The sequence below is a fragment of the Escherichia sp. KTE52 genome (genome assembly GCF_000408325.1).
GTDB lineage: Bacteria > Pseudomonadota > Gammaproteobacteria > Enterobacterales > Enterobacteriaceae > Escherichia > Escherichia marmotae.
The window spans coordinates 1172209-1196049 of record NZ_KE138680.1; the positions used below are offsets into that span (position 1 = coordinate 1172209).

General features: G+C 51.0%; 21 protein-coding genes. 11 read left to right on the forward strand and 10 right to left on the reverse strand.

All coding sequences use genetic code 11. The annotated features are described in order from the left end of the window. The first annotated feature begins 38 nt into the window (after positions 1 to 38). The 10 genes from atpG (at position 39) to phoU (ending at position 11380) form a co-directional block, all read left to right on the forward strand. A complete protein-coding gene (gene atpG, locus A1SC_RS06080) occupies positions 39 to 902 on the forward strand; it encodes a F0F1 ATP synthase subunit gamma (protein WP_000896498.1) in 864 nt (287 codons plus the stop codon). Positions 903 to 928: 26 nt separating this feature from the next. Continuing rightward, a complete protein-coding gene (gene atpD / locus A1SC_RS06075; RefSeq protein WP_000190506.1) occupies positions 929 to 2311 on the forward strand; it encodes a F0F1 ATP synthase subunit beta in 1383 nt (460 codons plus the stop codon). Positions 2312 to 2331: 20 nt separating this feature from the next. Beyond that, entirely contained in the window at positions 2332 to 2751 is a 420-nt protein-coding gene (locus tag A1SC_RS06070; RefSeq protein WP_001251965.1) for a F0F1 ATP synthase subunit epsilon, read from the forward strand. A 376-nt stretch (positions 2752 to 3127) separates the two neighbouring features. Continuing rightward, the gene (gene glmU, locus A1SC_RS06065) at positions 3128 to 4498 is read left to right on the forward strand and encodes a bifunctional UDP-N-acetylglucosamine diphosphorylase/glucosamine-1-phosphate N-acetyltransferase GlmU (RefSeq protein ID WP_000933745.1); all 1371 of its coding nucleotides are present in this window, start codon (positions 3128 to 3130) and stop codon (positions 4496 to 4498) included. A gap of 161 nt (positions 4499 to 4659) precedes the next feature. Beyond that, positions 4660 to 6489: a glutamine--fructose-6-phosphate transaminase (isomerizing) gene (gene glmS, locus A1SC_RS06060; protein ID WP_000334041.1), complete on the forward strand. Its 1830-nt coding sequence runs from the start codon at positions 4660 to 4662 to the stop codon at positions 6487 to 6489. Positions 6490 to 6799: 310 nt separating this feature from the next. Next, on the forward strand, positions 6800 to 7840 hold the full coding sequence (pstS, locus tag A1SC_RS06055) for a phosphate ABC transporter substrate-binding protein PstS (protein ID WP_000867170.1): 1041 nt from the start codon (positions 6800 to 6802) through the stop codon (positions 7838 to 7840). Positions 7841 to 7926: 86 nt separating this feature from the next. After that, on the forward strand, positions 7927 to 8886 hold the full coding sequence (gene pstC / locus A1SC_RS06050) for a phosphate ABC transporter permease PstC (protein WP_000741620.1): 960 nt from the start codon (positions 7927 to 7929) through the stop codon (positions 8884 to 8886). Continuing rightward, positions 8886 to 9776 carry a phosphate ABC transporter permease PstA gene (gene pstA / locus A1SC_RS06045; RefSeq protein WP_001252002.1) on the forward strand — a complete coding sequence of 297 codons (891 nt, stop codon included), beginning with the start codon at positions 8886 to 8888 and terminating at the stop codon, positions 9774 to 9776. Before pstC ends, pstA begins: the two co-directional genes overlap by 1 nt. 90 nt (positions 9777 to 9866) lie before the next feature. Then, the gene (pstB, locus tag A1SC_RS06040; protein WP_000063126.1) at positions 9867 to 10640 is read left to right on the forward strand and encodes a phosphate ABC transporter ATP-binding protein PstB; all 774 of its coding nucleotides are present in this window, start codon (positions 9867 to 9869) and stop codon (positions 10638 to 10640) included. 14 nt (positions 10641 to 10654) lie between these two features. After that, entirely contained in the window at positions 10655 to 11380 is a 726-nt protein-coding gene (gene phoU, locus A1SC_RS06035; protein ID WP_000377803.1) for a phosphate signaling complex protein PhoU, read from the forward strand. Between the two features lie 93 nt (positions 11381 to 11473). On the opposite strand, the gene yieH is transcribed toward phoU, so the two are convergent. Beyond that, on the reverse strand, positions 11474 to 12139 hold the full coding sequence (gene yieH / locus A1SC_RS06030; protein ID WP_000078042.1) for a 6-phosphogluconate phosphatase: 666 nt from the start codon (positions 12137 to 12139) through the stop codon (positions 11474 to 11476). A 166-nt stretch (positions 12140 to 12305) separates the two neighbouring features. Between yieH and adeP the strand changes: the two genes are divergently transcribed. Then, positions 12306 to 13643, forward strand: coding sequence for an adenine permease AdeP (gene adeP, locus A1SC_RS06025; RefSeq protein WP_010377951.1), 1338 nt, complete (start codon positions 12306 to 12308; stop codon positions 13641 to 13643). Between the two features lie 54 nt (positions 13644 to 13697). Here the strand turns inward: adeP and yieF are convergent, their stop codons facing one another. The 9 genes from yieF to yidC all read right to left on the reverse strand — a co-directional run bounded on the left by yieF (position 13698) and on the right by yidC (position 23840). Next, the gene (gene yieF / locus A1SC_RS06020; protein WP_016262704.1) at positions 13698 to 14264 is read right to left on the reverse strand and encodes a class I chromate reductase YieF; all 567 of its coding nucleotides are present in this window, start codon (positions 14262 to 14264) and stop codon (positions 13698 to 13700) included. Positions 14265 to 14285: 21 nt separating this feature from the next. Next, positions 14286 to 15035: a 4'-phosphopantetheinyl transferase family protein gene (locus tag A1SC_RS06015; protein WP_001517423.1), complete on the reverse strand. Its 750-nt coding sequence runs from the start codon at positions 15033 to 15035 to the stop codon at positions 14286 to 14288. Between the two features lie 156 nt (positions 15036 to 15191). Next, complete coding sequence (gene yidZ, locus A1SC_RS06010; RefSeq protein WP_001517424.1) at positions 15192 to 16151, reverse strand: HTH-type transcriptional regulator YidZ; 960 nt, start codon at positions 16149 to 16151, stop codon at positions 15192 to 15194. After that, positions 16126 to 17301, reverse strand: coding sequence for a multidrug efflux MFS transporter MdtL (mdtL, locus tag A1SC_RS06005; RefSeq protein WP_000086015.1), 1176 nt, complete (start codon positions 17299 to 17301; stop codon positions 16126 to 16128). The genes yidZ and mdtL overlap by 26 nt, the downstream gene beginning before the upstream one ends. 132 nt (positions 17302 to 17433) lie before the next feature. Beyond that, positions 17434 to 18681 carry a low affinity tryptophan permease TnaB gene (gene tnaB / locus A1SC_RS06000; RefSeq protein WP_001517425.1) on the reverse strand — a complete coding sequence of 416 codons (1248 nt, stop codon included), beginning with the start codon at positions 18679 to 18681 and terminating at the stop codon, positions 17434 to 17436. A gap of 91 nt (positions 18682 to 18772) precedes the next feature. Next, entirely contained in the window at positions 18773 to 20188 is a 1416-nt protein-coding gene (tnaA, locus tag A1SC_RS05995; RefSeq protein WP_001517426.1) for a tryptophanase, read from the reverse strand. 218 nt (positions 20189 to 20406) lie between these two features. Next, positions 20407 to 20481, reverse strand: a complete 75-nt coding sequence (gene tnaC, locus A1SC_RS0122275) for a tryptophanase leader peptide (RefSeq protein WP_010377944.1) — start codon at positions 20479 to 20481, stop codon at positions 20407 to 20409. A gap of 242 nt (positions 20482 to 20723) precedes the next feature. Further along, entirely contained in the window at positions 20724 to 22088 is a 1365-nt protein-coding gene (gene mnmE / locus A1SC_RS05990) for a tRNA uridine-5-carboxymethylaminomethyl(34) synthesis GTPase MnmE (RefSeq protein ID WP_016262705.1), read from the reverse strand. A 105-nt stretch (positions 22089 to 22193) separates the two neighbouring features. Then, positions 22194 to 23840, reverse strand: coding sequence for a membrane protein insertase YidC (yidC, locus tag A1SC_RS05985; RefSeq protein WP_000378258.1), 1647 nt, complete (start codon positions 23838 to 23840; stop codon positions 22194 to 22196). Between the last annotated feature and the right edge of the window lies 1 nt (position 23841).

Sequence of the window (23841 nt, forward strand, 5' to 3'; positions counted from 1 at the left end):
TGCCTTAGGGCAGGCCGCAAGGCATTGAGGAGAAGCTCATGGCCGGCGCAAAAGAGATACGTAGTAAGATCGCAAGCGTCCAGAACACGCAAAAGATCACTAAAGCGATGGAGATGGTCGCCGCTTCCAAAATGCGTAAATCGCAGGATCGCATGGCGGCCAGCCGTCCTTATGCAGAAACCATGCGCAAAGTGATTGGTCACCTTGCACACGGTAATCTGGAATATAAGCACCCATACCTGGAAGATCGCGACGTTAAACGCGTGGGCTACCTGGTGGTGTCGACCGACCGTGGTTTGTGCGGTGGTTTGAACATTAACCTGTTCAAAAAACTGCTGGCGGAAATGAAGACCTGGACCGACAAAGGCGTTCAATGCGACCTCGCAATGATCGGCTCGAAAGGTGTGTCGTTCTTCAACTCCGTGGGCGGCAATGTTGTTGCCCAGGTTACAGGTATGGGGGATAACCCTTCCCTGTCCGAACTGATCGGTCCGGTAAAAGTGATGTTGCAGGCCTACGACGAAGGCCGTCTGGACAAGCTTTACATTGTCAGCAACAAATTTATTAACACCATGTCTCAGGTTCCGACTATCAGCCAACTGCTGCCGTTACCGGCGTCAGATGATGATGATCTGAAACATAAATCCTGGGATTACCTGTACGAACCCGATCCGAAGGCGTTGCTGGATACCCTGCTGCGTCGTTATGTCGAATCTCAGGTTTATCAGGGCGTGGTTGAAAACCTGGCCAGCGAGCAGGCCGCCCGTATGGTGGCGATGAAAGCCGCGACCGACAATGGCGGCAGCCTGATTAAAGAGCTGCAGTTGGTATACAACAAAGCTCGTCAGGCCAGCATTACTCAGGAACTCACCGAGATCGTCTCGGGGGCCGCCGCGGTTTAAACAGGTTATTTCGTAGAGGATTTAAGATGGCTACTGGAAAGATTGTCCAGGTAATCGGCGCCGTAGTTGACGTCGAATTCCCTCAGGATGCCGTACCGCGCGTGTACGATGCTCTTGAGGTGCAAAATGGTAATGAGCGTCTGGTGCTGGAAGTTCAGCAGCAGCTCGGCGGCGGTATCGTGCGTACCATCGCAATGGGTTCCTCCGACGGTCTGCGTCGCGGTCTGGATGTAAAAGACCTCGAACACCCGATCGAAGTCCCGGTAGGTAAAGCGACTCTGGGCCGTATCATGAACGTACTGGGCGAACCGGTCGACATGAAAGGCGAGATCGGTGAAGAAGAGCGTTGGGCGATTCACCGCGCAGCACCTTCCTACGAAGAGCTGTCAAACTCTCAGGAACTGCTGGAAACCGGTATCAAAGTTATCGACCTGATGTGTCCGTTCGCGAAGGGCGGTAAAGTTGGTCTGTTCGGTGGTGCGGGTGTTGGTAAAACCGTAAACATGATGGAGCTTATTCGTAACATCGCGATCGAGCACTCCGGTTACTCTGTGTTTGCGGGCGTAGGTGAACGTACTCGTGAGGGTAACGACTTCTACCACGAAATGACCGACTCCAACGTTATCGATAAAGTATCCCTGGTGTATGGCCAGATGAACGAGCCGCCGGGAAACCGTCTGCGCGTTGCACTGACCGGCCTGACCATGGCGGAGAAATTCCGTGACGAAGGTCGTGACGTTCTGCTGTTCGTTGACAACATCTATCGTTACACCCTGGCCGGTACGGAAGTATCCGCACTGCTTGGCCGTATGCCTTCAGCGGTAGGTTATCAGCCGACCCTGGCGGAAGAGATGGGTGTTCTGCAGGAACGTATCACCTCCACCAAAACAGGTTCTATCACCTCCGTTCAGGCGGTATACGTACCTGCGGATGACTTGACTGACCCATCACCGGCCACCACCTTTGCGCACCTTGACGCAACCGTGGTACTGAGCCGTCAGATCGCGTCTCTGGGTATCTACCCGGCCGTTGACCCGCTGGACTCCACCAGCCGTCAGTTGGACCCGCTGGTAGTTGGTCAGGAACACTACGACACCGCGCGTGGCGTACAGTCCATCCTGCAACGTTATCAGGAACTGAAAGACATCATCGCCATCCTGGGTATGGATGAACTGTCTGAAGAAGATAAACTGGTGGTAGCGCGCGCTCGTAAGATCCAGCGCTTCCTGTCCCAGCCGTTCTTCGTGGCAGAAGTATTCACCGGTTCTCCGGGTAAATACGTCTCCTTGAAAGACACCATCCGTGGCTTTAAAGGCATCATGGAAGGCGAATACGATCACCTGCCGGAGCAGGCGTTCTACATGGTCGGTTCCATCGAAGAAGCTGTGGAAAAAGCCAAAAAACTTTAACGCCTTAATCGGAGGGTGATATGGCAATGACTTACCACCTGGACGTCGTCAGCGCAGAGCAACAAATGTTCTCTGGTCTGGTCGAGAAAATCCAGGTAACGGGTAGCGAAGGTGAACTGGGAATTTACCCGGGCCACGCACCGCTGCTCACCGCCATTAAGCCTGGTATGATTCGCATCGTGAAACAGCACGGTCACGAAGAGTTTATCTATCTGTCTGGCGGCATTCTTGAAGTGCAGCCTGGCAACGTGACCGTTCTGGCCGACACCGCAATTCGCGGCCAGGATCTCGACGAAGCGCGAGCCATGGAAGCGAAACGTAAGGCTGAAGAGCACATTAGCAGCTCTCACGGCGACGTAGATTACGCTCAGGCGTCTGCGGAACTGGCCAAAGCGATCGCGCAGTTGCGCGTTATCGAGTTGACTAAAAAAGCGATGTAACACCGGCTTGAAAAGCACAAAAGCCAGTCTGGAAACAGGCTGGCTTTTTTTCGCGCGTCGCCGCGAGATTTGTTCTGCTATGTTTTTATATCCCGCAATTAAACCGTCTTTATAACTCAGCGAAATCCTTCGTTGGTTTTCTTGTTTATTCATTGATCGAAATAAGAGCAAAAACATCAGGCTGACGCTTAAATGAAGGTGATGCCTTACTTTTATGCAGACAAAAGGCGTGACGATGGTCGAAAATGGTGCTTTCGCCAGCGAGGATAATCCGTTATTGAACAATTTATCCTCTGTCCATTTCACGATGAAAAAAATGTAGTTTTTTCAAGGTGAAGCGGTTTAAATTCGTTCTCAAATTACAGTCAGGACGCGTATGTTGAATAATGCTATGAGCGTAGTGATCCTTGCCGCGGGCAAAGGCACTCGCATGTATTCCGATCTTCCGAAAGTGCTGCATACCCTTGCCGGGAAAGCGATGGTTCAGCATGTCATTGATGCTGCGAATGAATTAGGCGCAGCACACGTTCATCTGGTGTATGGTCACGGTGGCGATCTGCTTAAACAGGCGCTGAAAGATGACAACCTGAACTGGGTACTTCAGGCAGAGCAACTGGGTACTGGTCATGCGATGCAGCAGGCTGCGCCTTTCTTTGCCGATGATGAAGACATTTTAATGCTTTACGGCGACGTACCGCTGATCTCTGTCGAAACACTCCAGCGTCTGCGTGATGCTAAACCGCAGGGCGGCATTGGTCTGTTGACGGTGAAACTGGATGACCCGACCGGTTATGGTCGTATCACCCGTGAAAACGGCAAAGTTACTGGCATTGTTGAACATAAAGATGCCACCGATGAGCAGCGTCAGATTCAGGAAATCAACACCGGCATTCTGATCGCCAACGGCGCAGATATGAAACGCTGGCTGGCGAAGCTGACTAACAATAACGCTCAGGGCGAATACTACATCACCGATATTATTGCGCTGGCGTATCAGGAAGGGCGTGAAATCGTCGCTGTACATCCGCAACGCTTAAGCGAAGTTGAAGGCGTGAATAACCGCCTGCAACTCTCCCGTCTGGAGCGCGTTTATCAGTCCGAACAGGCTGAAAAACTGCTGTTGGCAGGGGTTATGCTACGCGATCCGGCCCGTTTTGATCTGCGCGGAACGCTTACTCACGGGCGTGATGTTGAAATTGATACTAACGTTATCATCGAGGGTAATGTTACTCTCGGCAATCGCGTGAAAATTGGCACTGGTTGCGTGATTAAAAACAGCGTGATTGGTGATGATTGCGAAATCAGCCCATATACAGTGGTGGAAGACGCGAATCTGGCAGCGGCCTGTACCATTGGCCCGTTTGCCCGTCTGCGCCCGGGGGCAGAGCTGCTTGAAGGCGCACACGTCGGTAACTTTGTTGAGATGAAAAAAGCGCGTCTGGGTAAAGGTTCAAAAGCCGGTCATCTGACTTATCTGGGCGATGCGGAAATCGGTGATAACGTTAACATCGGTGCAGGAACCATTACCTGCAACTATGATGGTGCGAATAAATTTAAAACCATTATTGGCGACGATGTGTTTGTCGGCTCTGACACCCAACTTGTTGCACCGGTAACGGTTGGTAAAGGCGCGACTATTGCTGCGGGTACTACCGTAACGCGCAATGTTGGCGAAAACGCTCTGGCAATTAGCCGCGTGCCGCAGTCGCAAAAAGAAGGTTGGCGTCGTCCAGTAAAGAAAAAGTAATTCTGGCCGGGTAATCCGGCCTCCTGGGATGAGGAGATAACATAATCTCCCGCCTGCAAGCAGTAACAATAAAAATAACCCCACTCTCTACAAGGCTCGGGGCGCCCGGAAAAACGGGCATACAGGTTGACCGACAACGATATCAATCGGAATTAAAAACTATGTGTGGAATTGTTGGCGCGATCGCGCAACGTGATGTAGCTGAAATCCTTCTTGAAGGTTTACGTCGTCTGGAATACCGCGGTTATGACTCTGCTGGCCTGGCAGTAGTCGATGCGGACGGTAATATGACCCGTCTGCGTCGTCTCGGTAAAGTGCAAATGCTGGCCCAGGCAGCGGAAGAACATCCTCTGCATGGCGGAACGGGTATTGCTCATACCCGTTGGGCGACCCACGGTGAACCTTCAGAAGTGAATGCGCATCCGCATGTTTCTGAACACATTGTGGTGGTGCATAACGGCATCATCGAAAACCATGAACCACTGCGTGAAGAGTTAAAAGCGCGTGGCTATACCTTCGTTTCTGAAACCGACACCGAAGTGATTGCGCATTTGGTTAACTGGGAACTGAAACAGGGCGGCACCCTGCGTGAAGCTGTTCTGCGTGCTATCCCGCAACTGCGTGGCGCTTACGGTACGGTAATTATGGATACCCGTCACCCGGATACCCTGCTGGCGGCTCGTTCCGGTAGTCCGCTGGTTATCGGCCTTGGCATGGGCGAAAACTTTATCGCTTCTGACCAACTGGCACTGCTGCCGGTGACCCGTCGCTTTATCTTCCTTGAAGAGGGTGATATTGCGGAAATCACTCGCCGTTCAGTAAACATCTTCGATAAATCTGGCGCGGAAGTTAAACGCCAGGATATCGAATCCAATCTGCAATATGATGCGGGCGATAAAGGCATTTACCGTCATTACATGCAGAAAGAGATCTACGAACAGCCGAACGCGATCAAAAACACTCTTGCCGGGCGTATCAGCCACGGTCAGGTGGATCTAAGTGAACTGGGGCCGAACGCAGATGAACTGCTGTCGAAGGTTGAGCATATTCAGATCCTCGCCTGTGGTACTTCGTACAATTCAGGTATGGTTTCCCGTTACTGGTTTGAATCGCTGGCTGGTATTCCGTGCGACGTCGAAATCGCCTCTGAATTCCGCTATCGCAAATCTGCTGTTCGCCGTAACAGTCTGATGATCACCCTGTCGCAGTCGGGAGAAACCGCGGATACACTGGCTGGCCTGCGCCTGTCGAAAGAGCTGGGATATCTCGGCTCGCTGGCGATCTGTAACGTTGCAGGCTCTTCTCTGGTTCGTGAATCCGATTTGGCGCTGATGACCAACGCAGGTACTGAAATTGGCGTGGCGTCCACCAAAGCATTCACCACTCAGTTAACTGTGCTGTTGATGCTGGTGGCAAAACTGTCCCGCCTGAAAGGCCTGGATGCCTCCATTGAACATGACATCGTGCATGGTCTGCAGGCGCTGCCGAGCCGTATCGAGCAGATGCTGTCTCAGGACAAACGTATTGAAGCTCTGGCGGAAGATTTCTCTGATAAACACCACGCGTTGTTCCTGGGCCGTGGCGATCAGTACCCCATCGCGCTGGAAGGCGCATTGAAGCTGAAAGAGATCTCCTACATTCACGCCGAAGCCTATGCTGCGGGCGAACTGAAACACGGCCCGCTGGCGCTGATTGACGCTGATATGCCGGTTATCGTCGTTGCACCGAACAACGAACTGCTGGAAAAACTAAAATCCAACATCGAAGAAGTTCGTGCGCGTGGCGGTCAGTTGTACGTCTTTGCCGATCAGGATGCAGGATTTGTGAGCAGCGATAACATGCACATCATCGAGATGCCGCATGTGGAAGAAGTGATTGCTCCGATCTTCTATACCGTTCCGCTGCAACTATTGGCGTACCACGTCGCGCTGATCAAAGGCACCGACGTTGACCAGCCGCGTAACCTGGCAAAATCGGTTACGGTTGAGTAATACACAGATGCCCTGCTTTCGCAGGGCATTTTTTCCTGTTATGTTTTTAATCAAACATCCAGCCCACGTCATGTGACAAATCGTCATCTTCGGCTATTTTTTCACTGTCACAGAGTGAAAATTTTCTGTTATCTCTTCTTTATTAATATTTGTAACATACTGAATTTAAATGGTTATTTAAATAAGAGTGAAGACTTTCTTTCTCTGTCATAAAACTGTCATAAACCTTACATATAACTGTCACCTGTTTGTCCTATTTTGCTTCTTGTAGCCAACAAACAATGCTTTATGAATCCTCCCAGGAGACATTATGAAAGTTATGCGTACCACCGTCGCAACTGTTGTCGCCGCGACCTTATCGATGAGTGCTTTCTCTGTGTTTGCAGAAGCAAGCCTGACAGGTGCAGGTGCAACCTTCCCTGCGCCGGTGTATGCCAAATGGGCTGACACTTATCAGAAAGAAACCGGTAATAAAGTTAACTACCAGGGGATTGGTTCTTCTGGTGGCGTAAAACAGATTATCGCTAACACCGTTGATTTCGGTGCTTCTGACGCACCGCTGTCTGACGAAAAACTGGCTCAGGAAGGACTGTTCCAATTTCCGACCGTGATTGGCGGCGTCGTGCTGGCAGTTAACCTGCCGGGTCTTAAATCTGGCGAATTGGTGCTGGATGGTAAAACCCTCGGTGACATCTACCTGGGCAAAATTAAAAAGTGGGATGACGAAGCGATCGTCAAACTGAATCCGGGTCTGAAACTGCCTTCACAGAACATCGCCGTGGTGCGCCGCGCAGATGGCTCCGGGACTTCTTTCGTTTTCACCAGCTACCTGGCGAAAGTAAATGAAGAGTGGAAAAACAGCGTTGGTACTGGCTCTACCGTAAAATGGCCGATCGGTCTGGGTGGTAAAGGTAACGACGGTATTGCCGCATTTGTTCAGCGTCTGCCTGGGGCAATTGGCTACGTTGAATATGCTTACGCGAAGCAAAACAACCTCGCCTACACCAAACTGATCTCCGCTGATGGTAAACCTGTTGCGCCGACCGAAGAGAACTTCGCAAATGCGGCAAAAGGCGCAGACTGGAGCAAAACATTCGCTCAGGATCTGACCAACCAGAAAGGCGAAGATGCGTGGCCGATCACCTCTACCACGTTCATTCTGGTTCACAAAGATCAGAAGAAACCAGAGCAAGGTGCAGAAGTGCTGAAGTTCTTCGACTGGGCATACAAAACCGGAGCTAAACAGGCCAACGACCTGGATTACGCCAGCCTGCCGGATAGCGTAGTTGAACAGGTTCGCGCTGCGTGGAAGACCAATATTAAAGACAGTAGCGGTAAGCCGCTGTACTAATAAAACTCCAGGCCGGATAAGGCGTTTTACACCGTATCCGGCATTACAAAATGACTTTGTAAACGCGTTTAACTGAAGAGTAACTTATGGCTGCAACCAAGCCTGCTTTTAACCCACCGGGTAAAAAGGGCGACATAATTTTCAGCGTGCTGGTAAAACTGGCGGCGCTGATTGTGCTATTGATGTTGGGTGGCATTATTGTCTCTCTGATCATCTCCTCCTGGCCGAGCATTCAGAAATTTGGTCTGGCTTTCCTGTGGACCAAAGAGTGGGATGCGCCGAACGATATTTACGGGGCGCTGGTGCCGATCTACGGTACGCTGGTGACTTCGTTTATCGCGCTGCTGATCGCCGTCCCGGTGAGTTTCGGGATTGCCCTGTTCCTGACAGAGCTTGCGCCAGGCTGGCTGAAGCGCCCGCTGGGTATCGCCATTGAACTGCTGGCAGCCATTCCAAGTATCGTTTACGGCATGTGGGGGCTGTTTATTTTTGCACCGCTGTTTGCCGTCTACTTCCAGGAACCAGTCGGCAATATCATGTCGAATATCCCGATTGTTGGCGCGCTGTTCTCCGGCCCGGCATTTGGTATCGGTATCCTCGCGGCGGGCGTGATCCTCGCCATTATGATCATTCCGTACATTGCGGCGGTAATGCGCGATGTCTTCGAACAAACCCCGGTGATGATGAAAGAGTCAGCCTACGGTATCGGCTGCACCACCTGGGAAGTTATCTGGCGTATCGTTCTTCCGTTCACCAAAAATGGTGTGATCGGCGGCATTATGCTGGGTCTGGGGCGCGCGCTCGGTGAAACGATGGCGGTGACCTTTATCATCGGTAACACCTACCAGCTCGACAGCGCCTCGCTGTATATGCCAGGTAACAGTATTACTTCCGCGTTGGCGAACGAATTTGCGGAAGCAGAATCCGGTCTGCACGTGGCTGCACTGATGGAACTCGGCCTGATCCTGTTTGTGATTACCTTCATCGTCCTGGCCGCATCGAAGTTTATGATTATGCGCCTGGCTAAGAATGAGGGGGCACGCTAATGGCTATGGTTGAAACACAAACTACCGCGGCGCTGGCAGAATCCCGCCGCAAAATGCAGGCGCGTCGCCGCCTCAAAAACCGTATTGCGCTGACGCTCTCAATGGCGACGATGGCTTTCGGTCTGTTCTGGCTGATCTGGATTTTAATGTCCACCATCACCCGCGGTATCGACGGTATGTCTCTGGCGCTGTTCACCGAAATGACGCCGCCGCCAAATACAGAAGGTGGTGGCCTGGCGAACGCCCTGGCGGGTAGCGGCCTGTTAATTTTGTGGGCCACGGTATTCGGTACGCCGCTGGGGATTATGGCGGGGATTTATCTGGCGGAATATGGACGTAAATCCTGGCTGGCTGAAGTTATTCGCTTCATTAACGACATTCTGCTCTCCGCGCCGTCGATTGTTGTTGGTCTGTTTGTTTATACCATCGTGGTGGCTCAGATGGAGCACTTCTCCGGTTGGGCTGGCGTGATTGCCCTGGCACTGTTGCAGGTGCCGATTGTTATCCGCACCACCGAGAACATGCTGAAACTGGTGCCGGACAGCCTGCGTGAAGCGGCTTATGCGCTGGGGACGCCGAAGTGGAAGATGATCTCCGCGATTACTCTGAAAGCGTCGGTCTCCGGGATTATGACCGGTATTCTGCTGGCGATTGCTCGTATTGCGGGTGAAACCGCGCCGCTGCTGTTTACCGCGCTCTCCAACCAGTTCTGGAGCACGGACATGATGCAGCCGATCGCTAACCTGCCGGTAACGATCTTTAAGTTCGCGATGAGCCCGTTTGCGGAATGGCAGCAACTGGCCTGGGCTGGTGTGTTGATCATTACCCTGTGCGTACTGCTGCTGAACATTCTGGCGCGCGTTGTTTTTGCCAAGAATAAACACGGTTAACACTTTGCCGGATGCGGCGTGAACGCCTTATCCGGCCTACGGTAAGCCTGATTAGCGAAGTGCATCAGGCACGATGAGGAAAAGATTGCAATGAGTATGGTTGAAACTGCCCCGAGTAAAATTCAGGTTCGTAATTTGAACTTCTACTACGGCAAATTCCATGCCCTGAAAAACATCAACCTGGATATCGCTAAAAACCAGGTTACGGCGTTTATCGGGCCGTCTGGCTGCGGTAAATCGACGCTGCTGCGTACCTTCAACAAAATGTTTGAACTGTATCCGGAGCAGCGTGCGGAAGGTGAAATTCTGCTTGATGGCGACAACATCCTGACCAACACTCAGGATATCGCCCTGCTGCGTGCGAAAGTGGGCATGGTGTTCCAGAAACCGACGCCGTTCCCGATGTCCATTTACGACAACATTGCCTTTGGTGTCCGTCTGTTTGAGAAACTCTCCCGTGCCGACATGGACGAGCGTGTACAGTGGGCATTGACCAAGGCCGCATTGTGGAACGAAACCAAAGATAAATTACACCAGAGTGGTTACTCTCTCTCTGGTGGTCAGCAACAACGTCTGTGCATTGCGCGTGGTATCGCTATTCGCCCGGAAGTGTTGTTGCTCGATGAACCGTGTTCGGCACTCGACCCTATCTCCACCGGGCGTATTGAAGAGCTGATCACCGAATTGAAGCAGGATTACACCGTAGTGATCGTAACTCACAACATGCAGCAGGCTGCGCGTTGTTCTGACCACACGGCGTTTATGTACCTGGGCGAATTGATTGAGTTCAGCAACACGGACGATCTGTTCACCAAGCCAGCGAAGAAACAAACAGAAGACTACATCACCGGCCGTTACGGTTGATTCAGGAGTGCGTTATGGACAGTCTCAATCTTAATAAACATATTTCCGGCCAGTTCAACGCCGAACTGGAAAGCATCCGCACGCAGGTGATGACCATGGGCGGGATGGTGGAGCAACAGCTTACCGATGCCATCACTGCGATGCACAACCAGGACAGCGATCTGGCGAAGCGCGTGATCGAAGGCGACAAAAACGTCAACATGATGGAAGTGGCGATCGATGAAGCCTGCGTGCGCATTATTGCCAAACGTCAGCCGACGGCGAGCGACCTGCGTCTGGTGATGGTGATCAGTAAAACTATCGCTGAGCTGGAGCGTATTGGTGATGTGGCGGACAAAATCTGCCGTACTGCGCTGGAGAAATTCTCCCAGCAGCATCAGCCATTGTTAGTCAGTCTGGAGTCGCTGGGGCGTCACACCATCCAAATGCTGCACGACGTGCTGGACGCGTTCGCGCGCATGGACATTGACGAAGCCGTGCGAATCTATCGTGAAGATAAAAAAGTTGATCAGGAGTACGAAGGTATTGTTCGTCAACTGATGACCTACATGATGGAAGATTCGCGCACCATTCCGAGCGTACTTACCGCGCTGTTCTGTGCACGCTCCATCGAACGTATTGGTGACCGCTGCCAGAATATCTGCGAATACATCTTCTACTACGTGAAGGGGCAAGATTTCCGCCACGTAGGCGGTGATGAGCTGGATAAACTGCTGGCAGAAAAAGAACCGAAAAAGTAACGCTAACTGTAGGACGGATAAGGCGTTTACGCCGCATCCGGAAAAATGTGAATATGTAATCTGCCCGGTGAACATATCACCGGGTTTCTTTATTTACCGTGTAATATCCCAGCCACGCGCCTTCCACAGTTCCGGCAACTGCGAAAGATGGGTAAAGGTAGTGACTTTCGGATGAACGATCGGCTTATTGTGCGGGTCAGCGCAGAAGTAAAACACTTCCATACCGGCATCGATTCCTGACTGTGCTCCTGCGCTGGAGTCATCGACCAGAATGCAGTTTTCAACGTTCACATTCATTGCTTTTGCGGCGTGGAACATTAATGCCGGATCGGGTTTCCAACGCTGAATGTCGTAACCGCTGAACAGTTTTTCCGGGAAATAGTGCAGCATGTTGAGTTTGCCGAGTGAATGCTGCATTTTGTTGACCGGACCGTTAGAGACGACGCACATCGGCACTTTCACGCTTTCCAGTAAGGCGTTTGCTCCCGCAATCACCTCCAGTTCGCTATCAAACAGACGCGCCACCTCTGCACGATAAACGTGTTCGGCATCGGCACGGACTATTTCTACGCCCTGTTCTTTGCTAATGATGTCGATGATTTCGTAGAGTTTTACGCCTTTAAAGCGGGTAAAAATCTCTTCAAGGTCAACGTTAATGCCAAACTCTTTGAACATCGTGACATAGGCACGAGAGCAAATAACCTCGCTGTCGACCAGCGTACCGTCGCAGTCGAAAAATACCGCTTCTATCTGGGACATGTCTTTCCTTTATCGTTAGTTTAACGTTTTCGTCATGCAGATTTGAGTGACGCAATCGTTGCCGTATAAGCAAATACAATTAAAAAAAGTTATCTTCAGCCGTCCATATTGTCTCATTTTGGTATAGGATAGCGACGGATTTTCCCTCCTTGTTCGGAAATAGATAATGAGTCAACAACACACAACCCAGGCTTCTGGCCAGGGGATGCTGGAACGCGTGTTTAAACTGCGCGAACATGGCACGACGGCACGGACCGAAGTGATCGCCGGTTTTACCACTTTCCTGACGATGGTTTACATCGTTTTTGTTAACCCGCAAATTCTTGGCGTAGCTGGCATGGACACCAGCGCCGTCTTCGTCACCACCTGTCTGATTGCTGCGTTCGGCAGTATTCTGATGGGGCTGTTTGCTAACCTGCCAGTCGCGCTGGCTCCCGCTATGGGCCTGAACGCGTTCTTCGCTTTTGTAGTGGTGCAGGCGATGGGCTTGCCGTGGCAAGTCGGGATGGGCGCAATTTTCTGGGGCGCGATTGGTCTGCTGCTGCTGACTATTTTCCGCGTTCGCTACTGGATGATTGCCAACATTCCAGTAAGTCTGCGTGTGGGCATTACCAGCGGTATCGGTCTGTTCATTGGTATGATGGGGCTGAAAAACGCGGGGGTGATTGTTGCTAACCCGGAAACGCTGGTGAGTATCGGTAACCTGACATCTCACAGCGTACTGCTGGGTATCCTCGGCTTCTTCATCATTGCTATTCTGGCCTCGCGCAACATTCACGCGGCGGTGCTGGTTTCCATCGTGGTGACGACGCTTCTGGGCTGGATGCTGGGTGATGTGCACTACAACGGCATCGTCTCTGCGCCACCGAGCGTAATGACGGTGGTGGGGCACGTGGATTTGGCCGGGTCGTTTAACCTCGGCCTGGCAGGCGTAATTTTCTCTTTCATGCTGGTCAACCTGTTTGACTCCTCCGGCACCCTGATTGGCGTGACCGATAAGGCGGGTCTGGCTGATGAAAAGGGTAAATTCCCGCGCATGAAGCAGGCGCTGTATGTCGACAGTATCTCTTCTGTTACCGGTTCGTTTATCGGTACATCTTCTGTCACGGCGTATATTGAATCTTCTTCTGGTGTTTCCGTTGGCGGTCGTACTGGTCTGACGGCAGTGGTTGTTGGTTTGCTGTTCCTGCTGGTTATCTTCTTGTCGCCGCTGGCGGGAATGGTGCCTGGCTATGCTGCTGCTGGTGCGCTGATTTACGTTGGCGTACTGATGACTTCCAGTTTAGCACGCGTGAAATGGCAGGATCTGACTGAATCCGTTCCGGCGTTTATTACCGCTGTGATGATGCCGTTCAGTTTCTCGATTACCGAAGGTATCGCGCTGGGCTTTATCTCCTACTGCGTGATGAAGATCGGCACAGGACGTCTGCGTGATCTAAGCCCGTGCGTAGTCATCGTTGCACTGCTGTTTATCCTGAAAATTGTGTTTATTGACGCTCATTAAAATCGATAGCACGCTAAAAAACCCGCCATGCGTTATTGCTGGCGGGTTTTTTATTTAGATTTTCACCCGCTGAATAAACTCGCCAAACGCAGTTAACTGCCCGGCCAGGTGATCCAGCGTTCCCTGATCAATCACCTCTCTGGTTTGCGGATCGACTTTGTTCTGAATCACGCCGCCCATAAACTCAGGTTTGTTCATTACCATCGCATCGAGGAAGACCAGAATCTGGCGCAGGTGATACTGACAACGTGCGCCGCCAATCACACCCATTGAACTGGTCTGAATCAGCACCGGTTTACCGGCCAACGGTTGATCCGGCAGGCGAGATAGCCAGTCGATGGCATTTTTCAGCCCACCCGGCACCGAGTAGTTATATTCCGGCGTGACAATCACCACACCGTCAGCCTGACGGATCTGTTCCGCCAGAGCTTCAACTGTCGCGGGAAAGCCTTCTTCCTGCTGAACATCTGCGTCATACAGGGGAATATCGGCAATGGAAGGCAACGCGTTGACTTCCATATCCGCCGGGGCAATTTTCGGCAGCGTACGTGCAACCATGCCATTAAATGAACCTTTACGCAGGCTCCCCAATAACGTAACCACCTTCAATTTTTCAGACATGATGACTCCTGTGGTTGTTTATTAATTTGGCGAAAAAGACTTCACGGTAGAAAGCTGGGCAAAACGCATCATCCGGCTGGTGGGGTTGTTGGCACGGTTGTGAATATCAGGCAGGCTTTTCCAGCCTTGTTTGCCATCAAACTCCCAGACATTGAGCTTTTCAATTGCCGGAGTGACTGCCACGGACCACACCAGCACGTCCTCTGCGTCGCATAATACTTCTACATGATTGAGATGGGCACATTTCAGGCGTCCCGCAATGGGCATCAATTGCAGATCGCGCGGGTCGTCATTCAGTACATCGCCGGTAAGTTTTAGCACGCTTCGACGCAAAGTAATGAGTTGCGCTCGTGCTTCGTTAGGATCGTTCTGTTTGCTGATCCATAACGATTCATTGCTGGAAAAAATAGGGTTATCGGGTGCATGGGGGCTATGAAACCCGCGTGTCGCGCGCTGGAGTTCCATATCGAGGCCGCATTCGCCTTCGGTTGTTAACGCCACACCGACGATATTTCCGGCATAGGATATTGAAAATGATGGCAAACTTTTATCGCGGAAAACTGGCTTTCCTTTAGCCTGGGTGACGATTTCCGGCAATTCACTAATGCCATACAGCATGAACATCAGTTCTGCGAGTAAACCTCTGGACGCCAGGAAACGGCTTTGACGATGAGGGGGAATATTTTGGGTTTCTTGATGACACTGCGAGGGTAGGCGAACAGATATCAGATGTCCTTCCGTTAACGTTCCTCGGGCAAAGTGAGTCGCCATTTTTCGCTCCATGCTTAATGGTCCATTATGAATACAAGAGTAATCATTTACTGGAACTATGGACAGACTAAAGCGGCGAAAAGTTCGATTCGGATAAACTTATTACATATATTTTACATTTAAACGCGAGATATGGTCGTATTTCATACAACTTGATTATGCCATCGAGGCGTAAAGATTTTTAATGGTTTCTCGTAACCAGACAATCTTCGGGTTATGGCTATTCCGTTTGTGCCACAGCAGAGTAAACGGTACTTCCAGCTTTTTTTGCTGGATTTCATCAAACGGGAGAGGGAGAGCAACCAGCGGAAGCTGGTGGAGCTGGTTGTAGTACTGACAGTAGCGTGGCGCGGTCGCCAGTAGCAGATTGTCAGGCTGCGCCGCCATAAATAGCGCCTGCTCAAATTCCGGTAGACTCATAGCAATCGTGCGTTCGCGTCCTGATTCTTGCAATACATTGTCCAGCGCCCAGGTATCGCTCTGTTCCCAGCAAATGCTGATATGCGGATAACGCAGAAACGAGTCCAGGTTCCACGCTTCATTCAGCACCGGATGATCTTTACGCAGCCAGACGCAGGGTAAATCGCTAAATAGCACTTCATAATCAATGGATAACGGCAGTGAACTTAGCAGTTCCCGGGAGCGTGGATGACTTTCACGCCCGGAAAAACCGATATCCACTTCACCACGAGTAATGGCATCCAGCGAATCGTAATCCCAGTTACGTAATTTAATAGTCGCCTGGGGGTAACGCTGGTAGATCTGTTTCGATAGCGCATTAAACATGATCATCATCAGCGGCGACTCCGCCGCCAGCTCAAATTTCAGGCCGCGCGGCGTTTCATGATGCGGTTTGTCCAGCAGTTGATTGCTCATTTGCATCCACTCCGCCAGATTTTGCTCCATGCTGACCATCAGCGGTGTGGGCGTCAGACCCAACGGGGAGTTCACAAAGAGCGGATCATCAAACCATGTCCGAAGCTTTGCCAGCGATTTACTCACTGCCGAAGGTGTTACGTTCATCCGCTTCGCCGCTTTGGTCACGCTGCGCTCCTGCATCAGTAATTGCAGGCAGAGCAGTAAATTGAGATCAAGCGTGGTGATGGATTTCTTCATGAGCGGCAACAGGGCGTCCAGGTGCGACGAGCATAATCAGCAACAGGCTTACTATGCTACAGGCAATCAGAATCCCGATCAGCATATTCCAGGCGCTGATGCCAATCACTGCCGCCAGCCAAATCCACAGTGACGAGCCACAAACCTGTGCAATGCCTAACGTCGAGCTGGCCACGCCTGCGCGTAATGAAAACGGGCCTAATGCCTGGCTCATTGCCACGCCGAAGCCCACTGAGAAACCGGCGCAAATCAGCGTGATGCCAAACAGCGAAACCGCATGGGAAGGCGAAACTGCAAGGATGATACCCGCCGCCAGGAATAACATTTGCGAGGTGATCATCAGTGTGCGCGGCTTAAAAATTCCCAATGCAAACGGCGTGGAAAACGAAACGGTCATGCTGACGCCTGCGGTTAACGCCATAATGGTGGCGTATTCACCACGTTCGAAGCCCATAATTTCCATCATCAATACAGGCGACGTATTCACGAAGGTAAGAATCACGGAAACGCTGAGAGTGGTGATAAGCACACGGCTAAGGAAAAAACGATTAAGCAGCGACTCGGTATTCTCTCGTGGTCTGTCCGAAGCAGCAGGTGCAGCAGGGCGTGTTTCTTTTAAAATAAACAAAGACAACATGAGTACAGTGATGCCCATCATCGCCATTGTCCAGAACAGGCTCTGCCACGGAAATTTGAGCATAATCAGGTGCCCGAGTACCGGAGCTAACACCGGAATGATGCAGGTAATACCATTGAGCAATGACAGCACTTTTGCTCTGCGTCGATCATCCAGCGTGTCGCGTAAAATCGCGAATGCGACGACATAACAGCAGCCAGCGCCCAGCCCTTGCATAAAGCGTCCGACAAGAAATAGCGTGCTGGTTTCAGACAGTGAACAGAGCACAGAGGCGATAATAAATAGCGCCGCGCCGGGAATGGCGACAGGTTTTCTTCCTGAACGATCGGCCACTTTACCGGCAAACAGCATTGCTGCCGCCATCCCCGCCAGATAAACCGAGAAAGCTATATGCAACTGCGCTTCGCTGGCATTGAGATCGGCGGCAATGCGTGGCAAGCCGACCAGATACATATCAATACCTGCGGGATAAAGTAAAACCAGAGCAAAACTACAAATCAAAAAACGGGACATGGGCTAGCGTCCTGACGGTAAGGTGACGCAAAGCATACGTGGTGAAAGAGAATCAGGCGAGTTGCCATTTGGACATGAGTGATTTCCTGACAGGCAAAAAGCCAGCGAATGACCGCTGGCTTTTTGAAGTGCTTAACCAAATTTGGGTAACACATTAAAGACGTTACCAAACCAGCACAAAATCACGGTTATGCCAAAGAGAATAACAATCGCCGGAATAAGATTACCGCCCCAAACTGTGAATATCTGGTTGGGAAATTTCTTGCGGGCTTTGATAGCCAGTACCGCGGGGATAATCACCGCCCAGATGGTGGCGCACAACCCGGCACCGCCGATCCCGTAAATAAAGCCATTAGGGAAGACCAGATACAACAAAGCGGGTGGCAGGAAGGTTAACAGCACGGTTTTGCAACGTCCGGCGTGGGAGTTATCAATCTTAAACAGATCCGCCAGATAATCGAACAGCCCCAGCGTGACGCCAAAAAATGAACTGGCAACAGCTAAGTTTGAGAACACCAGCAGGCAAAACTCGATAATGCCATGCTGTTTGGTGCCGAGGAACGATTTTACCAGCGAATCAACATTGCCGCCCGAAGAGATAATCGCCTTAAAGCTTTCTCGCGGAATATTCCCCATTGTGCAATACAGCCAGAAGAGATAAATCACCAACGCCAGCAGCGAACCGAAGATCACGCTTTTGATTAGCTTATCTTTGCGTTTGCCATAGCAAATAATCAGGCTGGGAATATTGCCGTGGAAACCAAATGACGCCAGGCATACCGGCAAAGCCATAAAGATATACGGGAAGTAAGACGTCCCCGAAGTCGTGCTGGTGGCATCGCGCAGAATGGAATAATCGACCTGGAAGAAGAAAGAACCAAACACAATCACAAAGGAGATAATTTTCAGGCCGAGAAACAACGAGGTAATACGACTGGCGGCTAACGAACTTATCCACAGTACGCTGGCGACGAAAATGGCCGTGCAGATCCCAACAATGCGAGGATTAGCGTGATAGCCGAAATTCATCGATATCGTTTCGCTAATGATTGCGCCGTTAGCGGAGATATAGGCGTAGGTGAGAATATAGAGAACGAAAGCAACCGTAATACCACTAATAATGTTCCAGGTGTTACCGATTAAATCTTTGGTGATGGTATTAAAACTGGAGCCGACGGGATAATTTAAATTTGCTTCTAATAACAATAACCCAGAATGTAGCATTGAAAACCAGGCAATGATGAGGATAAATGCGCCCCAAAAAAACCAGGCACCAGCTAGATCAACAGGTAAAGCAAACATACCTCCACCAATTACTGTACCCGCTATAACCATGACACCCCAAAATGCAGAGTGTTTTTTTTCTGATTGTTCAGTCATGATGCCACCTTTAGAGGAAGGCTATTTTTGTTATTGAGGATGTAGAGAATAAGAGTGGCTAACATCCTTATAGCCACTCTGAGTATATTAATTAAACTTCTTTCAGTTTTGCAGTGAAGTGACGTAATACTTTGGGTTCGTATGTAAAGGTTAACCCTTTAATATTTGCCGCGTTCTCTTTCACATGTTTGAAGGCTTCAATAATGAAGTCCATATGTGTTTGCGTATAAGTTGCGCGTGGAATGGTTAAACGCAGCAGCTCAGCCGGACATGGTAATTGTTTACCGGTTTTCGGATCGCGACCTAACAGGAAAGACCCAATTTCTACCGCACGAATCCCCGCGACTTTATACAGCTCGCAGGCCAGCGCCTGTGCCGGAAACTGGTCTGCAGGGATATGCGGCAACAGTTTACCGGCATCCACGAATGCCGCGTGACCGCCCGCCTGCTGACACACTACGCCAATCTCTTCCAGGCCATCGACCAGATACTGCACCTGCGCAATACGATAGGCCAGCCAGTCCAGATTCATGCCGTCATACAGACCTACCGCCAGACGTTCCATTGCGCCGCCTTCCAGACCGCCATATGTCGGGAAGCCTTCCTGCACCACGCAAAGAGTTCTGCACTCGGTGTAGACATCGAAGAAGCTGTCATCTTTCACGCACAGCAGGCCACCCATTGGCACCATCGCATCTTTCTTGGCGGACATCGCCAGCATATCGGCATATTTGTAGGTTTCACGGGTGATCTGCTCGATAGTCCAGTCTTTATATTCCGCTTCGCGCTGTTTGATGAAATAGGCGTTTTCGGCAAAGCGTGCGGAGTCCATTACCACTGGAATGTCATATTTCTTCGCAATGCTGTACATCGCTTTCATGTTCGCCAGTGAAACCGGCTGGCCGCCTGCGGAGTTACTGGTGATGGTCGCGACGATATATGGCACATTATTCGGGCCAACTTCTTCAATACCGCGTTCTAATCCTTCAAGGTCAAAGTTACCTTTAAAGTCATAACGCACGCCAGTATCGAAGGCTTCTTTGATATAGACGTTGCGTACGGTACAGCCGTTAATCTGGCTATGGCCCTGAGTGGTGTCGAAGAAATAGTTAGAGAACGCCACCATTTTGCTGCGATCCAGGCCTTTTTCCTGTTCACGCTTTTTAATCAGTACCGGAATATAGATTTGCTCTGCACCTCGGCCCTGGTGCGTTGGAATGGTGTATTGATAACCAAAGATATTTTTTACTGACTCAGCTAATGCATAGTAGCTACGACTGCCGCTATAGGCTTCGTCGCCGCGCATCATCGCTGCCTGCATACTCTGCGTCACCGCCCCGGTGCCGCTGTCGGTCAGTAAATCGATAAACACATCTTCGCTATCCAGCAGAAATGGGTTCATACCGGATTTAATAATCGCTTCTTCACGATAAGCGCGGGTAGTACGTTTTACGGGTTCAATAACACGAATGCGGAACGGTTCAGGGAGATGTTTAAAGTTTTCCATTACATAATCCTTCATTTATTTTAATTGCAATGATCCCTGTGAATATTACATTTGCAATATCTATTAATTTCCAAAATATATACATCTACAATTATTAGCTTAATAAAGCAATTAAGACGGAAATAACGTAGATAAAAAGGAAAATAAAGATATAGCAAACTCATAGATCACATTGAATCTAATCGGTTTGACTCTGGTGATGGCGACAGAAGGGAAAATTAAGGGCGGTGATCGACAATCTTGTTGTCAATATTAAACCACTTTGAGGTCACACATATATGTAAGGTATTCATAATGCACTTATCCTCGAAAGACACGACGCTACAGTATAATACTCAAGATTTTTGTCTATTCTGAAATTGTTTAAATGTGAATCGAATCACAAACGGTCGTGAAGCAATATTAAATGCTCTTTTTAAGAGAATAAATTATGTGAGAAGTTTAATTTTTATAAAAAGGGTTGATTAATAATAAGAGTGCCAACAAGAAAGCGAAACCGCATCTGACAATCAGAATGCGGCTTCGTAATTGCGGGTTACTTACCAATACAGAAGCTGGAGAAAATCCGTCCCAGCAGATCGTCAGAAGTAAACTCTCCTGTGATCTCGCTTAAGTTCTGCTGCGCCAGACGCAGTTCTTCCGCCAGTAATTCACCCGCCCATGCGCCCAGCAGTTGCGCTTTACCCTGCTGCAGATGCTCCGCCGCTTGCTCCAGCGCCTGTAAGTGACGGCGACGCGCCAGGAAACCACCTTCCATATTGGTATCAAAGCCCATGCTCTGTTTGAGATGGTTACGCAGAACGTCCACACCTTCGCCAGTGCGTGCTGAGAGGCGAATCAATGCATGGCCGTTAACTTCACTCATCCCCAGCGCTTCGCCAGTAATATCGGCTTTATTGCGCACCACGGTGATCGGCAGTTTGGCAGGCAGACGGGCAATAAATTCCGGCCAGATTTCTGCCGGATCTACGGCGTCTGTCGTGGTGCCATCGACCATAAACAGCACGCGGTCGGCCTGTTCAATTTCCTGCCATGCGCGCTCGATACCAATGCGTTCGACTTCGTCGCTGGCTTCGCGTAACCCGGCGGTATCGATGATATGCAGCGGCATCCCATCAATGTGGATATGCTCACGCAGTACGTCACGCGTGGTTCCGGCGATATCGGTAACGATAGCGGCTTCACGGCCCGCCAGCGCGTTTAGCAGGCTCGATTTACCGGCGTTAGGACGCCCGGCAATCACCACTTTCATGCCTTCACGCAGCAGGCTGCCCTGACGTGCTTCGGCGCGTACCGCGTCGAGATCGGCAATCACGTCATTAAGCTGGGCTTCAATTTTGCCGTCGGAGAGGAAATCGATCTCTTCATCGGGGAAATCAATCGCCGCTTCGACGTAAATGCGCAAGTGGGTGAGGGCTTCTACCAGATGATTAACTCGTGCAGAGAATGCGCCTTGCAGTGAGTTAAGCGCCGAGCGAGCCGCCTGTTCGGAGCTGGCGTCGATAAGATCCGCAATCGCTTCGGCCTGGGCTAAATCAAGTTTATCGTTGAGAAATGCGCGCTCTGAAAACTCACCTGGGCGGGCAATCCGCAGGCCTGGAATGGTCAGGATACGTTTTAACAGCAGGTCGAGGATCACCGGACCGCCATGACCTTGCAGCTCCAGCACATCTTCGCCGGTGAACGAGTTCGGGCCGGGGAACCATAGCGCGATGCCCTGATCCAGCACGCTGCCGTCGGCGTCTTTAAACGGAAGATAATCGGCGTAGCGCGGTTTGGGTAACTTACCCAGCACGGTTTCGGCAACCTCGCGCGCTTTGAGGCCGGAGATGCGCAGGATACCCACACCGCCACGTCCTGGAGGCGTGGCCTGGGCTACGATAGTGTCATTATCGCTCATGATGTTCCTGTTGCTTTGTTTGGCGGATGCGCTGTGCTTATCCGCCCTACGAAAAGAAAAAAGGCGGTCAACTGACCGCCCTTATTTTAGCGAAAACTCACCGAATCAGGATTTTTTCTTCTCGCGGCTATGCAGGCCACGTTTTTCCAGACCACGGTAAATCAACTGCTGCTGGATAATGGTTACCAGGTTGCTGACGATATAGTACAGCACCAGACCTGACGGGAACCACAGGAAGAACACGGTGAAGATGACTGGCATAAAGGTCATGATCTTCTGCTGCATCGGGTCGGTCACGGTGGTCGGTGACATCTTCTGAATGAAGAACATCGTTACGCCCATCAGGATCGGCAGGATGTAGTATGGGTCCTGTGCAGACAGGTCATGGATCCACAGTGCAAACGGTGCCTGACGCAGTTCAACGGAACCCATCAGCATGTAGTACAACGCCAGGAAGATTGGCATCTGGATCAGCAGCGGGAAGCAGCCGCCCAGCGGGTTAACCTTCTCAGCTTTGTACAGCGCCATCATTTCCTGGCTGATACGCTGTTTGTCATCGCCCAGACGCTCACGCATGGCCTGAATCTTAGGCTGCAGCATACGCATCTTCGCCATGGAGGTGTACTGCGCTTTGGTCAGCGGGTACATGATGCCACGAACGATAAAGGTGATGATGATAATGGAGAAGCCCCAGTTACCCACAAAGCTATGGATCCATTTCAGCAATTTGAACAGCGGCTGAGAGATGAACCACAACCAACCGTAATCAACGGTCAGATCCAGATGCGGAGCAACTGCCGCCATTTTGTCCTGGATTTCCGGGCCAACCCACAGGGTGCTGTTCATCGCGCCAGTCTGACCAGGCTGAACCAGTACCGGCTGAGACTTATAGCCGATAGCGGCGATGCCGTTACCCAGATTAGCGGTATAGAAGTTGTTGGTGCCGTCGTTATGCGGGATCCATGCCGTCGCGAAATACTGTTGCAGCATCGCGACCCAACCACCTTTCGAAGAGATGTTCAGGTTTTCGTTGTCGGCAATAGTATCGAACTTGTATTTCTCGTATTTTTCGTCAGGCGTGGAGTACGCCGCGCCACGGAAAGTGTGCAGTGCGAAGTTGCTGCTTCCGGTGTCGAGATGCGGTGGCAGAGTGATGGATTGCTTCAACTGACCAAAGGTGGAGATCTCCAGCGGTTTTTCGCCAGCGTTCTGCACGTTGTAGTTGACGTTGACAGCGTAATCACCACGTTTCAGGACAAACGTTTTAGTAAACGTGTTGCCTGCTGCGTCGGTATACGTCATCGGCACCTGCAGTTCGTTTTGACCTTCGGCCAGCACATAAGCGTCTTTTTCGACGTTATACAGTGGACGCGGGCCGTTAGCCGGATTATCCGGGCCATCACGACCGGTCAGACCGCTCTGTGCCTGATAAATAAACTGCGGTGAGGTTTCCAGCAACTGGAACGGCTGGGTAGAGTTCAGCTCTTTCGGGTAAGCCGGCAGCAGAGCCTGCTCAACATCACCACCACGGGTGTTGATGGTCAGATCAAGCACGTCGGTTTTTACCGAAATCAGTTTCCCCTGGCCACTGGCCGGTACGCCCTGGTCGGCGGCGCTACCCGCTGCGGTGGTCGTTGTCTGCGTGGTCTGTTGAGCCTGAGGTTGCGGGTTTTTATCCTGCTCCCAGGCTTGCCAGATCATGAAAGACACGAACAGCAAAGCGATGACTAAAAGATTGCGTTGCGAATCCATC

Coding starts and splice junctions, on each gene's coding strand:
- yidZ (WP_001517424.1), bottom strand. CDS start 16,151: ATGAAGAAATCCATCACCACGCTTGATCTCAATTTACTGCTCTGCCTG.
- phoU (WP_000377803.1), top strand. CDS start 10,655: ATGGACAGTCTCAATCTTAATAAACATATTTCCGGCCAGTTCAACGCC.
- tnaB (WP_001517425.1), bottom strand. CDS start 18,681: ATGACTGAACAATCAGAAAAAAAACACTCTGCATTTTGGGGTGTCATG.
- pstS (WP_000867170.1), top strand. CDS start 6,800: ATGAAAGTTATGCGTACCACCGTCGCAACTGTTGTCGCCGCGACCTTA.
- A1SC_RS06015 (WP_001517423.1), bottom strand. CDS start 15,035: ATGGCGACTCACTTTGCCCGAGGAACGTTAACGGAAGGACATCTGATA.
- atpD (WP_000190506.1), top strand. CDS start 929: ATGGCTACTGGAAAGATTGTCCAGGTAATCGGCGCCGTAGTTGACGTC.
- tnaA (WP_001517426.1), bottom strand. CDS start 20,188: ATGGAAAACTTTAAACATCTCCCTGAACCGTTCCGCATTCGTGTTATT.
- pstC (WP_000741620.1), top strand. CDS start 7,927: ATGGCTGCAACCAAGCCTGCTTTTAACCCACCGGGTAAAAAGGGCGAC.
- yieF (WP_016262704.1), bottom strand. CDS start 14,264: ATGTCTGAAAAATTGAAGGTGGTTACGTTATTGGGGAGCCTGCGTAAA.
- pstA (WP_001252002.1), top strand. CDS start 8,886: ATGGCTATGGTTGAAACACAAACTACCGCGGCGCTGGCAGAATCCCGC.
- mdtL (WP_000086015.1), bottom strand. CDS start 17,301: ATGTCCCGTTTTTTGATTTGTAGTTTTGCTCTGGTTTTACTTTATCCC.
- glmU (WP_000933745.1), top strand. CDS start 3,128: ATGTTGAATAATGCTATGAGCGTAGTGATCCTTGCCGCGGGCAAAGGC.
- glmS (WP_000334041.1), top strand. CDS start 4,660: ATGTGTGGAATTGTTGGCGCGATCGCGCAACGTGATGTAGCTGAAATC.
- A1SC_RS06070 (WP_001251965.1), top strand. CDS start 2,332: ATGGCAATGACTTACCACCTGGACGTCGTCAGCGCAGAGCAACAAATG.
- yidC (WP_000378258.1), bottom strand. CDS start 23,840: ATGGATTCGCAACGCAATCTTTTAGTCATCGCTTTGCTGTTCGTGTCT.
- mnmE (WP_016262705.1), bottom strand. CDS start 22,088: ATGAGCGATAATGACACTATCGTAGCCCAGGCCACGCCTCCAGGACGT.
- atpG (WP_000896498.1), top strand. CDS start 39: ATGGCCGGCGCAAAAGAGATACGTAGTAAGATCGCAAGCGTCCAGAAC.
- yieH (WP_000078042.1), bottom strand. CDS start 12,139: ATGTCCCAGATAGAAGCGGTATTTTTCGACTGCGACGGTACGCTGGTC.
- adeP (WP_010377951.1), top strand. CDS start 12,306: ATGAGTCAACAACACACAACCCAGGCTTCTGGCCAGGGGATGCTGGAA.
- pstB (WP_000063126.1), top strand. CDS start 9,867: ATGAGTATGGTTGAAACTGCCCCGAGTAAAATTCAGGTTCGTAATTTG.